The organism is Streptomyces sp. NPDC004539, from assembly GCF_040610055.1.
Classification (GTDB): domain Bacteria; phylum Actinomycetota; class Actinomycetes; order Streptomycetales; family Streptomycetaceae; genus Streptomyces.
Window position 1 is genome coordinate 123,705 of sequence record NZ_JBEXLS010000021.1, and the last position, 13,350, is coordinate 137,054.

General features: G+C 70.9%; 13 protein-coding genes and 1 tRNA gene. 7 read left to right on the plus strand and 7 right to left on the minus strand.

Annotated elements, in window-relative coordinates:
- Window positions 1-92: 92 nt before the first annotated feature.
- A complete protein-coding gene (locus ABZX85_RS34910) occupies window positions 93-998 on the plus strand; it encodes a hypothetical protein (protein ID WP_355877814.1) in 906 nt (301 codons plus the stop codon).
- Between the two features lie 75 nt (window positions 999-1,073).
- Here ABZX85_RS34910 and ABZX85_RS34915 read toward each other — a convergent pair.
- The 3 genes from ABZX85_RS34915 to ABZX85_RS34925 all read right to left on the minus strand — a co-directional run bounded on the left by ABZX85_RS34915 (window position 1,074) and on the right by ABZX85_RS34925 (window position 3,061).
- Window positions 1,074-1,147, minus strand: a tRNA-Pro gene (locus tag ABZX85_RS34915).
- Between the two features lie 42 nt (window positions 1,148-1,189).
- Window positions 1,190-1,975, minus strand: a complete 786-nt coding sequence (locus ABZX85_RS34920; RefSeq protein ID WP_355877817.1) for a Pr6Pr family membrane protein — start codon at window positions 1,973-1,975, stop codon at window positions 1,190-1,192.
- A 144-nt stretch (window positions 1,976-2,119) separates the two neighbouring features.
- Complete coding sequence (locus ABZX85_RS34925) at window positions 2,120-3,061, minus strand: metallophosphoesterase (RefSeq protein ID WP_355877820.1); 942 nt, start codon at window positions 3,059-3,061, stop codon at window positions 2,120-2,122.
- Window positions 3,062-3,193: 132 nt separating this feature from the next.
- Between ABZX85_RS34925 and ABZX85_RS34930 the strand changes: the two genes are divergently transcribed.
- Window positions 3,194-3,658 (plus strand): GatB/YqeY domain-containing protein, encoded by a 465-nt coding sequence (locus tag ABZX85_RS34930; RefSeq protein ID WP_355877823.1) that lies wholly within the window; start codon window positions 3,194-3,196, stop codon window positions 3,656-3,658.
- Window positions 3,659-3,906: 248 nt separating this feature from the next.
- Here the strand turns inward: ABZX85_RS34930 and ABZX85_RS34935 are convergent, their stop codons facing one another.
- On the minus strand, window positions 3,907-6,240 hold the full coding sequence (locus ABZX85_RS34935; protein ID WP_355877826.1) for a transglycosylase domain-containing protein: 2,334 nt from the start codon (window positions 6,238-6,240) through the stop codon (window positions 3,907-3,909).
- A gap of 521 nt (window positions 6,241-6,761) precedes the next feature.
- Between ABZX85_RS34935 and ABZX85_RS34940 the strand changes: the two genes are divergently transcribed.
- A complete protein-coding gene (locus ABZX85_RS34940) occupies window positions 6,762-7,118 on the plus strand; it encodes a WhiB family transcriptional regulator (RefSeq protein ID WP_187748146.1) in 357 nt (118 codons plus the stop codon).
- A 320-nt stretch (window positions 7,119-7,438) separates the two neighbouring features.
- Here the strand turns inward: ABZX85_RS34940 and ABZX85_RS34945 are convergent, their stop codons facing one another.
- Together ABZX85_RS34945 and ABZX85_RS34950 are read right to left on the minus strand one after the other, a co-directional pair.
- The gene (locus ABZX85_RS34945; RefSeq protein ID WP_355877829.1) at window positions 7,439-8,941 is read right to left on the minus strand and encodes an ArsA family ATPase; all 1,503 of its coding nucleotides are present in this window, start codon (window positions 8,939-8,941) and stop codon (window positions 7,439-7,441) included.
- Window positions 8,938-9,915, minus strand: coding sequence for an ArsA-related P-loop ATPase (locus ABZX85_RS34950; RefSeq protein WP_355877832.1), 978 nt, complete (start codon window positions 9,913-9,915; stop codon window positions 8,938-8,940). The genes ABZX85_RS34945 and ABZX85_RS34950 overlap by 4 nt, the downstream gene beginning before the upstream one ends.
- A 130-nt stretch (window positions 9,916-10,045) precedes the next feature.
- Here ABZX85_RS34950 and ABZX85_RS34955 point away from each other — a divergent pair, with 130 nt between their 5' ends.
- From ABZX85_RS34955 to ABZX85_RS34970, 4 genes are all read left to right on the plus strand, one after another.
- The gene (locus ABZX85_RS34955) at window positions 10,046-10,201 is read left to right on the plus strand and encodes a DUF4177 domain-containing protein (protein ID WP_010350935.1); all 156 of its coding nucleotides are present in this window, start codon (window positions 10,046-10,048) and stop codon (window positions 10,199-10,201) included.
- Window positions 10,198-10,662 (plus strand): RidA family protein, encoded by a 465-nt coding sequence (locus tag ABZX85_RS34960; protein WP_355877835.1) that lies wholly within the window; start codon window positions 10,198-10,200, stop codon window positions 10,660-10,662. The genes ABZX85_RS34955 and ABZX85_RS34960 overlap by 4 nt, the downstream gene beginning before the upstream one ends.
- A gap of 88 nt (window positions 10,663-10,750) precedes the next feature.
- A complete protein-coding gene (locus tag ABZX85_RS34965; RefSeq protein ID WP_355877838.1) occupies window positions 10,751-11,620 on the plus strand; it encodes an NUDIX hydrolase in 870 nt (289 codons plus the stop codon).
- Window positions 11,617-12,447: an MBL fold metallo-hydrolase gene (locus ABZX85_RS34970; RefSeq protein ID WP_355877841.1), complete on the plus strand. Its 831-nt coding sequence runs from the start codon at window positions 11,617-11,619 to the stop codon at window positions 12,445-12,447. Before ABZX85_RS34965 ends, ABZX85_RS34970 begins: the two co-directional genes overlap by 4 nt.
- Here ABZX85_RS34970 and ABZX85_RS34975 read toward each other — a convergent pair.
- Window positions 12,440-13,273, minus strand: a complete 834-nt coding sequence (locus tag ABZX85_RS34975; protein WP_355877844.1) for a nucleotidyltransferase domain-containing protein — start codon at window positions 13,271-13,273, stop codon at window positions 12,440-12,442. The genes ABZX85_RS34970 and ABZX85_RS34975 overlap by 8 nt on opposite strands.
- Between the last annotated feature and the right edge of the window lie 77 nt (window positions 13,274-13,350).

Genomic DNA, 13,350 nt, shown 5'->3' on the forward strand with positions numbered 1-13,350 from the left:
CAGATGCGTCAGATGAATTGACGATGGGTAACCGTCCGGTGGGATACTCTCCGCCCGCCGAGGAGGCGTGCTGGGACGGTGGACGGAGAGGCATGGCTGAGCTGGTCATGGTGCACGGCATCGGCGCCGAGGAGGAGACCGAGGACCGGTTGCGCGACGACTGGACGCGCGCGCTGGCCCGGACCCTGCGGGACAACGGCCGTGCCGACGCGGCCGGCCGGCTGGAGGACGGCTCCGTCACGGTCGCCATGGCCTACTACCGTCACCTGTACGCCCGTTACGTGCCCCGGGACGACTGGGACATGCCGCTGCCCGACCCGATCGCGGCCACCGGCGAGGAGATCGCCGCCGACCTCATGGCCAACATCCGGCAGCACGCCTCCGATCCCGCCGCCCGCGCCGAGGCCGCCCGAGCCCTGGCCGAACTGAGCGCCGAGACGGGCCCCGAGCAGGGCCCGGCCGAACTGCTGCGGATGTTCGTCGCGATGCTGGGACGCCTCGGCCCGGTCGCCCGCTCCGGTTTCGCGGCGCTGAGCGGCACCGGTGTCTTCCACCTCGGACAGGTCGCGGCCTACCTGGACGACGAGACCGTCCGCGAGGGCGCGATCCAGGCCGTCCTGTCCCGGCTGACCCCCGACACGAAGGCGGTGCTCGCGCACTCGCTGGGCACGGTCGTCGCCTACGAGGCCCTCCACCGGCTCGACCGCCCGCTCCCGCTGCTGATCACCTACGGCTCCCCGATCGGCCTGCGCTCCATCATCCGCCACCGCCTGCGCCCCCAGCCCCTCTCCTCCCCGCCCCACCTCGCACGCTGGGTGAACGTCGCCGACCGCGACGACTTCATCGTCGCCACCCTCCGCCTGCGCACCCTCTTCCCCACCGCCGACACCACCCTCGAACGCACCCGCTCGGTCAAGAACCGCAACACCGATCCGCACTCAGCCGTCGAATACCTCAAACACTGGCAGACCGTCGAACCACTGACCGCACTCCTGTAACCCCAGACCACCCCCCAAAACAGACCAGACCCGGCACTGATCTCTCAGTACCGGGCCTGACCCGCTGAAACACTGTCGGGGTGGCGGGATTTGAACCCACGACCTCTTCGTCCCGAACGAAGCGCGCTGCCAAGCTGCGCTACACCCCGATGTCGCTGCTCATCCTGCTTGTCGCGGCGACGTCGTTAACTTTAGCCCACAGGCGGCTGGAGACGAAATCCGGTTTTGGGGTGGGGGCGGACGGGGTTGGGGCGGATGTGGTCGAGGGCGGTGAGGAGGAGGGAGAGGGTGTAGACGGCGAGCCCGAGGAGGAGCGCGTTGGCGAGGGTGTGCCGGTAGCCGTCGGTCGCGACGTCGAGGAATGGGTAGAGGTAGCGGGCGGGGGAGCCCGCCGCCAGCAGGTGGCCACGGGCGAGCGTGAAGCCCAGGTAGAGGAGGGGGAAGACCAGCCACGACGCGGCCTGCCGCAACCGCATCCGCGCCGGCGGCGTCAGCAGGAGCCAGTCGAGGACGGCCGCCGCGGGGACCGCCGTGTGCAGGAGGTGGGTGGTGATCGCGTGCCAGCCGGTCGTCCCGCCGGTCAGCGGCGCCGCGTCCGCGTGGTGCGCCAGCAGGAGGTGGTACGTCAGGGCGCCGGTGATCGTGTACATGAGGGCCGCGCCCGTCAGCGCGCCGGGCAGCGGGCGCCGTGCCGCCCACGCCCGCCGGGCCGACAGCGCCGTCACCAGCGCCAGCACCAGCGTGCTCTGCACGGAGAAGTGGCTCAGCACGACCAGCGGGTCGCCCAGCAGCAGCGCCAGCCCCACGCTCCCCACCGCCGCCCCCGCCAGCATCAGCCGCAGCGCCGCCGCGAGCGGCCGTCGCACCGGGGCGACCACGGCCGTCGCCGGGACGTGCGAGACGTACGAGGGGAACAGTGCGTGCGTACGGGGGATCGCCGGCAGGTCCGGGATGTCCCGGGGTATCGGAGCGGTCATGCCCCCAAGCTAGGGAAACCCGGCATACCGGGCGATCCGGGTGGGCTGAGTGGGGGACACGGACGCCTACGACGCCGGCGAGCCCGTCCCCGAAAGGCGCACCCCGCGCACCCCACCCCCCTCACCTCACCCCCCTCACCCCACCTACTCCCTCCCCACCGACTCCCTCTCCACCAACGTCAACAACGTCACCTCCGGCGGACACGCGAACCTCACCGGCGTATACCGATTCGTCCCACACCCCGCCGACACATGCATGTACGACGTCCGCTCCCCGACCGTATGCGTCGACAACCCCTTCACCCGCCCCGCGTCGAGATCGCAGTTCGTCACCAGCGCCCCGTAGAACGGCACGCACAACTGCCCCCCGTGCGTATGCCCCGCGAGGATCAGCGGGTAGTCGTCCGCGGTGAACGCGTCGAGGACGCGCAGGTAGGGCGCGTGCACGATGCCCATGGAGAAGTCGGCGGAGGCGGACGGCCCCCCGGCGACCTGCTCGTACCTGTCCCGGCGGATGTGCGGATCGTCGAGCCCCGTCAGCTCGATGGAGACACCCTCGATCTTCAGGACGCCCCGCGTGTTCGTGAGGTTGAGCCAGCCTGCGCCGTCGAACCCGTCTCGCAGGGTCTCCCAGTCGATGTGGACGATGTTCTCGGCGGGGGCGTTGCCGTTCAGACCGTGTTTGCCGGTGGCCTTCTCCAGCAGGTACTTCGCGGGGTTGCGCGGCCTCGGCCCGTAGTAGTCGTTGGAGCCGAAGACGTACGCGCCCGGGAACTCCATCAGCGGGCCCAGCGCGTCCAGCGTCTCCGGGATGCCGTCCGGGTCGGAGAGGTTGTCGCCGGTGTTGATCACGAAGTCGGGGCGCAGGCCCGCGAGGGAGCGCAGCCAGCGCTGCTTCTTGCGCTGTCCGCCGACCATGTGGATGTCGGAGACCTGGAGCACACGCAGCGGACGCATCCCCGCGGGCAGGACCGGGACGGTCACCCGCCGCAGCCGGAACGAACGGGCCTCGAACCCGGCCGAGTAGATCAGTCCGGCGGCGCCGACCGCCGCGATTCCCAGGGGAACTCCGTATCGCGCGTGCATACCGCCATCGTGTCAGACCCGCTCCCTCCCCCACACAGCCCGCCCCCTGACCCGACCCCCATTCGCCCCCTAGGTGCAGCTCAGGCCAAAACCCCGAGCCCCCACCCTCCCGCACCTGCCACAATCAACCCCATGACCACGCTCAAGTCCAAGCTTCAGGAAGACCTCAACACCGCGATCAAGGCCCGCGACGAACTCCGTTCCTCGACGCTGCGCCTCACGCTCACCGCGATCACCAAGGAGGAGGTCGCGGGCAAGGAGAAGCGCGAGCTCTCCGACGACGAGGTCCTGAAGGTGCTCGCCCGCGAGGAGAAGAAGCGCCGCGAGGCCGCGGAGGCGTTCACGCAGGGCGGCCGGACCGAGCAGGCGGAGCGGGAGACGGCGGAGGGCGCGTTCCTCGCCGAGTACCTCCCCAAGCAGCTCACGGACGACGAGCTGACCGAGATCGTCACGGCGGCCGTCGTCGAGGCCAAGGCCGCCGGCGCGGAGGGCCCCCGGGCCATGGGCGCCGTCATGAAGCTGGTCGGCCCCAAGGTCGCGGGCCTCGCGGAGGGCGGTCGCGTCGCCGCCACGGTCAAGAAGCTCCTCGCCGGCTGACCCCAGCACCTCAGCCCCGTCCGGCCCCCGGCACGGCATCCCCAGACCGGCACCGGCACGGCACCCCCGACACCGGGACCCCCTGGCACCGGCACCCCCGACACCGGGACCTCACGCAAAAGGGCCCCTTCACCGTCGTACGACACACAACACGTGTACGACGGTGAAGGGGCCCTTCCGACTACCCGAACCTGCGCGCCCCCGGAACCCCAGGGGCGCCCCTCGGGATGCCCTCCCTTTAGTTCCGGTTAGTTCCGGCCCCCGTTCCCGTTCCCGTTGTTCCCCCGGAACAGCCCCTCCGGCAACCCGGTGATCGTCGGGGTCGGGATGTCCCCGCCCCCGGACCCGTCGGACGTCCCGCCGGTCGAGGTGTTGGCCCCGGTCGTGCCCCCGGTCAGCAGCCCGCCGATGAACCCGTCGTTGTTGTCGCCGTTGTTGTTGTCGTTGCCCCGGCCGCGCCCGTTCCCGTTGCCGCCGTTGTTCCCGTTGTTGTCGCGGTCGGTCTTGCTGCCCGGGATGGTGACGGTGTGGAACGAGGGCGAGTCCTTGCCGTCGAGGGCGCCGGTCATCGCCTGCTTCCAGATCGGACCGGGGGTGTCACCGCCGTAGACGAGGGAGTGGTACTCGCCGCCGATCCAGATCCGCTGCATCTCGACCTTCTGGGTGGCGCTGCCGACCCAGACCGCGCCGGAGAGGTTCGGGGTGTAGCCGACGAACCAGGCGTTCTTGCGGGAGTCGGTCGTACCCGTCTTACCGGCGTTGGCGCGGCCGTCCTTGAGGCCGGCGGTCTTACCGGTACCGGAGTCGACGACCCCGCTGAGCAGGGTGTTGATCGTGTCTGCCGTTTTCTCGCTCATCGCGCGCGAGCACGTCGACTTGGGCACCTGGAGGGACTTCTTGGTGTTCCCGACCGTCTGCGTGATCGACTCGATGGCGACCGGCGTGCAGTACATACCGCGCGAGGCGAACGCGGCGTACGCGCTGGCCATCGTCAGCGGGGAGAGACCGGTCGCGCCGAGAGTCATCGAGGCGGGCTGCTCGGGGACCTTCTTGCCGTTCCCCTGGACCACCCCGAGGCCGTCGATCATCTTGGACACCGGGCACATCCCGATGTCCTCCAGCATCTGCACGAAGTACGTGTTGACGGAGAGCTCCATCGCCTTGCGCAGGTCGTAGGGCCCGACCTCGGACTCGCTCTCGTTCTCCACCGTGTCGTCGCCGAGGTTGCGCCAGTCCTTGCCGCTGCACGTGGAGACCCGGTCGGGGTACGGCATGTCGTACGGCGCCGAGTACACCTGGTTCGCCGGCCGCCCCTCCTCCAGGGCCGCCGCCGCGAGGAACGGCTTGAACGTCGAACCGGTCGGCCAGCCGAAGTTGGAGCCCCCGTACGCCGAGTCGACGGAATAGTTGTACTCGGTCTCATTTTTGCCGTAGCCGTACGGCTTCGACTGGCCCATGCCGAGGATCTTGCCGGTGCCGGGCTCGACGAGCGTGACGGCCGTCGCGACCTTGTCGGACTGGTAGACGTGGTCCTTGATCGACTCTTGGACGGAGTCCTGGGCCTGCGGGTCCAGGGTCGTGCGGATCGTCAGCCCGCCCTGGTTCCAGATCTTGGCCCGGTCCTCCTTGGTCTTGCCGAAGACCGGGTCGCTGAGGAAGACCTTCTCGACGTACTTGCAGAAGAACCCGGCGCCCTTGACGGCGGTGATGCAGCCGTTCTTCGGCTGGGTGACCTTGAGTCCGAGCGGCGCGGCCTTCGCCTTGTCCGCGTCGGCCTGCGAGATGTCGCCGAGCTCGGCCATCCGCTGGAGGACGATGTTGCGGCGCAGGGTCGCCTGCTTCTCGTCGTTGATCGGGTCGTAGAGGCTCGGCGACTGGACGATGCCGGCGAGCAGCGCCGCCTCCTGGACGTTCAGGTCCTTGGCGTGCTTGGAGAAGTAGCGCTGCGAGGCGGCCTCGACGCCGTACGCCTGCTGCCCGAAGAACGTGATGTTGAGGTAGTTCTCCAGGATCTTCTTCTTGCCGAGCTCCTCCTCGACCTGGATCGCGTACTTCAGCTCACGGATCTTGCGGCCGATCGTCTGCTGGGTGGCCTCGGCGACCTTCGTCGGGTCGTCGCCCGCCTCCTCGACGAAGACGTTCTTCACGTACTGCTGGGTCAGCGTCGAGGCGCCCTCGGAGACGCCGCCGCTCTGCGCGTTCTTGTTCAGCGCGCGCAGGATGCCCTTCAGGTCCACCGCGCCGTGCTGGTAGAAGCGCGAGTCCTCGATCGCGACGATCGCCTTCTGCATGTACGGCGAGATGTTCTTGAGGTCGACCACCGTGCGGTCGCGCGAGTACACGGACGCGATCTGGTTGCCCTTGGCGTCCAGGATCGAGGTGCGCTGGCTGAGCGGGGGCGTCTTCAGGTTGGCCGGGAGTTCGTCGAACGACTCCACCGACCCCTTCGCGGCGAGGCCCAGCGCGCCGACGGCGGGCAGCGCGATCCCCGCCAGGACCGCTCCGGAGAGCACACTGACACCGAGGAACTTGGCGGCCTGCTGCGTCGTGGACAGACCACCGCCCGAGCGCTTCTTTGGCATGCGGACCAGCCTAATCCGTCGCCTCACGGGTTCCGGTGGCGCGGGCGGCCGTGGGGCTGTTCGGGGACAGGATTGTGACGTGGGGGAGTGTGGGGGGTGCTCGCGGGCACGCCGGGCGCGCGGACCTTCCCATTCTCCGGACACGCGTATATGCCTTGGCCTAAGCTGCGCTCAAGAGTCACAGCGGCAGGGCCACGTATCAATACGTCCGACGACCCCGAATCGTTCTGGAGTTGCCCGACTTTTTTCGTCGGGGGCGTGCCCGAATCCGCCTCGTGTGTCACGTGGCGTCCGTTGTGACCCCAGTGAACTGCCCTGATTTCGCCGGGTAAGTCACGTTTGTCGCGGGCTCACTCGCTCGGGTGATCTGCCGGATGCGCATAGTCCGTTCGGGCCATTCAAGATTGGGCCCGAAGGGGGTGTTGCGCTGTGCCCACCTTCCGTAACGTCCTCAACTGGCGGCGGTGAATATGCCGCTGCCGCCGTGGGGGAGCCTCGATTCGGGAGAGGACGGCGCCGGTATGGGCTGGGTAACCGACTGGAGTGCGCAGGCTGCCTGCCGCACTACTGATCCGGATGAACTGTTCGTTCAGGGAGCAGCGCAGAACAGGGCCAAGGCGGTGTGCACCGGTTGCCCGGTACGCACCGAATGTCTGGCCGACGCGCTCGACAACCGCGTCGAGTTCGGCGTGTGGGGAGGGATGACGGAGCGTGAACGGCGGGCCCTGCTGCGCCGCCGGCCGACCGTCACCTCCTGGCGCAGGCTCCTGGAGACCGCACGCTCGGAGTACGAGCGGGGCACGGGCGTCGTGAGCGTCGCCGGTGTCGTCTCGCTCGACGACGAGCGGGTGTACGAGAGCTACGCGGCGGTGGGATAGCGGCCGGAGGATACGCGGCGAGGGTTCTCGTGGGCCTTCGGTGAGTGTCCGTCTCTCCGGTTCGCGGGGCTCCGGGCCCCGAACCGTCGGACTCTTTCTTGACGCACGCCGAATTCCTTCCGAGCCGGGTCGGGGGCTCGATTCTCGGCTCGGGGTTTTCGGCGGCGAAGACGACACCACCGGCTTCGCCCTGCGCACATGACGCCCCGCGCGGGTCCCGCCGGGTACGACACCGGCCTTACGTACGACGCCGGCTCCACGTACGACGCCGGCTTGCGTATGACGTCGGCCCAGGTACGACGCCGTGCGCGCCCGGCGTCTCAGTCGACGCTGTCCTCCGGCAGTTCGGGCCGGTTCGCCGCGAGGCGGGCGCCGATGTCCCGCAGGCCGGTCAGGTCGTGCACGTCACCGGGGAGCGCGGCGACCTCGGCGACCGCGACCTCGGGGTGGAGCGCGGTGAAGCGGTCGCGTGTGCGCTGCTCGCGGGAGAGCAGGTGCATACGGTCCGCGTGCAGTCTGAGGAGGCCGGCGGTGAGCCGGTCGACGGACCGCTCCGCATCGGCGCCGGTGGGGGAACCGCCGTCGGGAGGAGGGGAGTCGGTGCCGGGGGATTCCGAACTTCCGCGTGGGTCGGGAGAGTTACGTAGGTCAGCCTTCCCTGGGTCCTGATCGACAATGCCGGGCGGGTCAAGATTTTCCGCGCCTCCGTCGGGCGCCGCGCCCGCTGTGTCCTCCGCGCCCTCCATGTCTTCCGCGTCTTCCGTGTTTTCCGCGTCTTCTGGGTCTTCTGGGTCTTCCGCGTCCAGCACCTCCGCCGCGCTCAGCGCCCGCTCCGCGGAGAGGTGCGCCGCGCCGCTGCCGTGCACCCGGTTCAGGACCAGGCCCGCCAGCGGCATGTCCTCGGCGGCGAGGCGCTCGACGAAGTACGCCGCCTCGCGCAGGGCGTCCCGCTCGGGGGCGGCGACCACCAGGAACGCCGTACCGGGGGCCTGGAGGAGTTTGTACGTCGCGTCCGCGCGGGTGCGGAAACCGCCGAACATCGAGTCCATCGCCGCGACGAACGTCTGGACGTCCTTGAGGAGCTGGCCGCCGAGGAGCTTGCCCAGCGCGCCGGTCATCATCGACATCCCGACGTTCAGGAACTTCATCCCCGCGCGTCCGCCGACCTTCGCGGGGGCCAGCAGGACGCGGATCAGCTTGCCGTCCAGGAACGAGCCGAGGCGCTTCGGGGCGTCCAGGAAGTCCAGCGCGGACCGGGACGGAGGCGTGTCGACGACGATGAGGTCCCACTCGTCCCGCGACCGCAGCTGGCCGAGCTTCTCCATCGCCATGTACTCCTGCGTACCGGCGAACCCCGCGGACAACGACTGGTAGAAGGGGTTCCCCAGAATCGCGGCGGCCCGCTCCGGGTCCGCGTGCGCCTCGACGATCTCGTCGAACGTGCGCTTCATGTCCAGCATCATCGCGTGCAGCTCGCCGCCGCCCTCGACGCCCTTCACCCGCCGAGGTGTGTTGTCCAACGAGTCGATCCCCATCGACTGCGCCAGCCGCCGCGCCGGATCGATCGTCAGCACGACGACCTTCCGCCCCCGCTCCGCCGCCCGCAGCCCCAGCGCCGCGGCCGTCGTCGTCTTCCCCACCCCACCCGACCCGCAGCACACCACGATCCGCGTCTTCGGATCATCGAGCACGGGGTCGACATCGAGCACGCGCGCGGGGGAGAGACGGCGGGGGGTGTCGTGGGCGGCGGGGGCGGACCCTCCTTCGGCGGAGCTGCCGGAAGCGGGCGTCGGCTCGGCTTCGGAGGAGTGGTGGGTGCTCATGCGATTCCCTGGGTCCGCAGTTCGGTGGCGAGTTGGAAGAGGCCCGCGAGGTCCATGCCCTCGGTGAGGAGGGGGAGTTCGTGGGTGGGGAGGCCGAGGTCGGTGAGGACGGCGCGCTGCTCCTGCTCCAGGCGGTGGCGCTCGGCGTACTCCGCGGCTTCCGTGAGGAGCGGGTCGACGAGTCTCTCCGCCTGGCCCCCGCGACGCGCCCCGCCCAGGCCCGCCGCCGACAGCGACCGTGCGACAGAGGAACGCGTGACACCGGCCACGAGTTCCAGCGCGTCGGAGTCCAGCACCTCGGGCCGCACCATGTTGACGACGACCCGCCCCACCGGCAGCCGCGCGGCGCGCAGCTCGGCGATGCCGTCGGCCGTCTCCTGGACGGGCATCTCCTCCAGCAGCGTCACCAGATGCACGGCCGTCTCCGGGGACTTCAGCACCCGCATCACGGCCTGCGCCTGATTGTGTATCGGCCCGATCCGGGCGAGCCCGGCCACCTCGTCGTTCACGTTCAGAAAACGCGTCACCCGGCCCGTCGGCGGCGCGTCCATGACGACGTGGTCGTAGGCGAACCGCCCGAACTTGTCCTTGCGCCGCACCGCCTCGCACGCCTTGCCGGTCAGCAGGACGTCCCGCAGACCCGGCGCGACCGTCGTCGCGAAGTCGATCGCGCCGAGCTTCTTCAGCGCGCGCCCCGCACTCCCGAGCTTGTAGAACATCTGGAGGTAGTCCAGAAGGGCCAGCTCGGGGTCGATGGCCAGCGCGTACACCTCCCCGCCCCCGGGCGCGACGGCGATCTTCCGCTCCTCGTACGGAAGGGCCTCCGTCTCGAAGAGCTGCGCGATGCCCTGCCGGCCCTCCACCTCGACGAGAAGCGTCCGCTTCCCCTCCGACGCGAGGGCCAGCGCGAGGGCCGCGGCGACCGTCGTCTTTCCGGTCCCGCCCTTGCCGCTGACGACCTGGAACCTGCTCACGTCTTCGAGCGTAACCACTCGACGCCCGGACCAATCAGCAGCCTGTGGATAAACCGGTACGACAGTCCCACGAACACCCCGCCCTCAGCCTGTGGACAACCCCCTCACCACATGCGGATACAGTCGCCCCATGACCAAGTGGGAATACGCAACTGTGCCGCTGCTCGTCCACGCCACGAAGCAGATCCTGGACACCTGGGGCGAGGACGGCTGGGAGCTGGTCCAGGTCGTGCCCGGCCCCAACCCCGAGCAGCTGGTGGCCTACCTGAAGCGGGCCAAGGCGTGAGCGCGGTCGAGGACCGGATCGCCGAACTGGGCCTGACCCTCCCGGACGTCGTCCCGCCGCTGGCCGCCTACCAGCCCGCCGTGCGCACGGGCGCGTACGTCTTCACGTCCGGTCAGCTCCCCCTGACCGACGGCAAGCTGCCCGTCACCGGCAAGGTCGGCGCCGAGGTCACCGCCGAGGAGGCCAAGGAGCTGGCGGCGCGCTGCGCGCTGAACGGCCTGGCCGCCGTCAAGTCCGTGATCGGCGACCTGGACCGCGTCGTCCGCGTCGTCAAGGTCGTCGGCTTCGTCGCCTCCGCGCCCGACTTCACCGGCCAGCCCGGTGTGATCAACGGCGCGAGCGAGCTGCTCGGTGAGATCCTCGGCGAGAAGGGCGTGCACGCGCGCAGCGCGGTCGGCGTCGCGGTGCTCCCGCTGGACGCGCCGGTCGAGGTCGAGTTCCTGGTCGAAGTGACCGACTGACACACCCCGCGCGAACCCCCCTCCCGGGGGGTTTTCGCATTTCCGGCCCCCTCTCGAACATTCGCTCCCCAGCGGATAGCCTCCGCCCATGGCGAATGGGCAGTGGTTCCCACCGGACTGGCCGGACCTGATCCGCGCGTTGTCGGACGGCACGCTGACACCGGTCGAGCCCCGGCGCGCGGCCACCGTCATGCTCCTCAAGGACACCGCCGCCGGCCCCGTCGTCCACCTCCTGCGCCGACGGACGTCCATGGCGTTCGCCGCGGGCGCGTACGCGTACCCCGGCGGCGGCGTCGACCCCCGGGACGACGACCGGACGGTCCGCTGGGCGGGCCCCACGCGCGCGTGGTGGGCCGACCGGCTCGGCACGGACGACGCGTCGGCCCAGGCGATCGTCTGCGCGGCCGTCCGCGAGACGTACGAGGAGGCCGGCGTCCTGCTCGCGGGTCCGACCGCCGATTCGGTGATCGAGGACACCACCGGCGACGACTGGGAGGCCGACAGGGCCGCCCTGGTGGCCCGTGAGCTGTCGTTCGCGGAGTTCCTGGACCGGCGGGGCCTGGTGCTGCGCTCGGACCTCCTGGGGGCCTGGACACGCTGGATCACCCCCGAGTTCGAACCCCGGCGCTACGACACGTGGTTCTTCGCCGCCGCGCTCCCCGCGGGCCAGCGCACCCGGAACGCCTCCACCGAGGCCGACCGCACGGTGTGGCTCCGGCCGGCCGCCGCGGCGCAGGCGTACGACCGGGGCGAGCTGACGATGATGCCGCCGACCATCGCCACCCTGCGTCAGCTCGCGCTCTGCGGCAGCGCGTCCGAGGCGCTCGCCGTCGCGCGCGGGCGCGACCTCACGCCGGTCCTCGCGACCGCCCGGCTGACCGACCGGGAGGTCGTGCTGTCCTGGCCGGGACACGACGAGTTCACCAAGCGCATCCCGATCCCCGGAGCCCCCGCATGACGCACGCAGGCGCCCTGCCCGGTCAGCCGCGCGGAGAGGTCCTCTCCGGGCCGGCCACCCCGCGCGCGGTCAACGTCCTCGCGCCGAACGCCTCCGCGATGACCCTGGACGGCACCAACACCTGGATCGTCGCCGAGCCGGACTCCGACCTCGCCGTCGTCGTCGACCCCGGTCCGCTGGACGAGGGCCACCTCCGCGCGGTGATCGACACGGCGGAGCGGGCGGGCCGCCGGATCGCCCTCACGCTCCTCACGCACGGCCACCCCGACCACGCCGAGGGCGCCGCCCGGTTCGCCGAGCTCACGCGTACGCGCGTACGCGCGCTGGACCCCGCGCTGCGCCTCGGCGACGAGGGGCTCGCCGCGGGCGACGTCGTCACCACCGGCGGCCTGGAGCTGCGCGTCGTCCCCACCCCCGGGCACACCGCCGACTCCCTGTGCTTCCACCTCCCGGCCGACCGGGCCGTCCTGACGGGCGACACGGTCCTCGGGCGCGGCACGACCGTCGTGGCCCACCCGGACGGCCGTCTCGGCGACTACCTGGACACCCTCCGCCGGCTGCGCTCCCTCACGGTCGACGACGGCGTCCACACCGTCCTCCCCGGCCACGGCCCCGTCCTCGACGACGCCCAGGGCGCCGTCGAGTTCTACCTCGCCCACCGGGCCCACCGCCTCGCCCAGATCGAGACGGCCGTCGAGAACGGCTTCCGCACGGCCCCCGAGATCGTCGCCCACGTCTACGCCGACGTGGACCGCTCCCTGTGGCCGGCGGCGGAACTCTCGGTCAGGGCACAGCTGGAGTACCTACGGGAACACGGGCTCATCTAGCGGGCCCGCCCTTCACGCCGTGCACGCGCGCGTACTCCTCGGCCAGCCAGGGGCCCAGGTCCTGCGCGTACTCCGCCAGCGCCTCCGGTGAGTCCGCCGGCTCGTACCCCCGTTCCGCGGCGGCCCGGAGCTGTGCCCCGCGCGCGGGGTAGTACTCGGCGAACGCGTCGGCCATCTCGTACAGATCGCTGGTCCAGCCGTTCCAGCGGGGCATGACGAGGGTGAACGCGGTGCGGACGAGGTGGCGGGACTGGAAGCGGACGAGGCGGGCGCGGGCGCCGGGACCGGCCGCGGCGGCGACACGTGCGCGCCAGACGGGCAGCAGCGCCGCCAGGTCGCCGTTGGTGTCCCGGGCGAGGCGGGAGTCGGGGCGGTAGCGGGGGAGGTACTCGGCGAGGTCGTCCCCCAGGAGCGGCGTGCACAGGCAGGCGACGAAGAAGCCCATGTCGTACGTCTCGGCGTCGCTCAGGAGGCGCTCACGGCCGTACAGGAGGGCCCCGACGCCGTCGATCTCCGGGAACTCCTTGTCGAGCCGCTCCCCGAGGGCCTGTACGGCGTCCCTTTCGGCCCCTGAGGGCTCCGTACGGGTCGCGATCAGGAGGTCGAGGTCGCTGCGCCCCACGCGCGCGGTGCCGCGCGGGACGGAGCCGTACAGGTACGCGCTGTGCAGCCGGGCCCCGAAGGTGTCCAGGACGCCGTCCCGGGCCGCCGCCACGACCGGACGGAAAGCGGGCCGCACGCGTGCGAGGGAACCTTCGCGCGCGATACGGCCCTGGGGGTCGAGACCCCGGTGTTCGGGACGTCCGTGAGGAACCGGTTCTGCCATGCGCCCACTGTGGCGCCGCCGGAACCCGCCGGGCAGCTCATTTTCGCCGCGGCCCGACGGAATCGGCCTCCGGGAGG

Coding starts and splice junctions, on each gene's coding strand:
- ABZX85_RS34940 (WP_187748146.1), top strand. CDS start 6,762: ATGGGCTGGGTAACCGACTGGAGTGCGCAGGCTGCCTGCCGCACTACT.
- ABZX85_RS34920 (WP_355877817.1), bottom strand. CDS start 1,975: ATGACCGCTCCGATACCCCGGGACATCCCGGACCTGCCGGCGATCCCC.
- ABZX85_RS34935 (WP_355877826.1), bottom strand. CDS start 6,240: ATGCCAAAGAAGCGCTCGGGCGGTGGTCTGTCCACGACGCAGCAGGCC.
- ABZX85_RS34930 (WP_355877823.1), top strand. CDS start 3,194: ATGACCACGCTCAAGTCCAAGCTTCAGGAAGACCTCAACACCGCGATC.
- ABZX85_RS34975 (WP_355877844.1), bottom strand. CDS start 13,273: ATGGCAGAACCGGTTCCTCACGGACGTCCCGAACACCGGGGTCTCGAC.
- ABZX85_RS34965 (WP_355877838.1), top strand. CDS start 10,751: ATGGCGAATGGGCAGTGGTTCCCACCGGACTGGCCGGACCTGATCCGC.
- ABZX85_RS34955 (WP_010350935.1), top strand. CDS start 10,046: ATGACCAAGTGGGAATACGCAACTGTGCCGCTGCTCGTCCACGCCACG.
- ABZX85_RS34925 (WP_355877820.1), bottom strand. CDS start 3,061: ATGCACGCGCGATACGGAGTTCCCCTGGGAATCGCGGCGGTCGGCGCC.
- ABZX85_RS34910 (WP_355877814.1), top strand. CDS start 93: ATGGCTGAGCTGGTCATGGTGCACGGCATCGGCGCCGAGGAGGAGACC.
- ABZX85_RS34945 (WP_355877829.1), bottom strand. CDS start 8,941: ATGAGCACCCACCACTCCTCCGAAGCCGAGCCGACGCCCGCTTCCGGC.
- ABZX85_RS34970 (WP_355877841.1), top strand. CDS start 11,617: ATGACGCACGCAGGCGCCCTGCCCGGTCAGCCGCGCGGAGAGGTCCTC.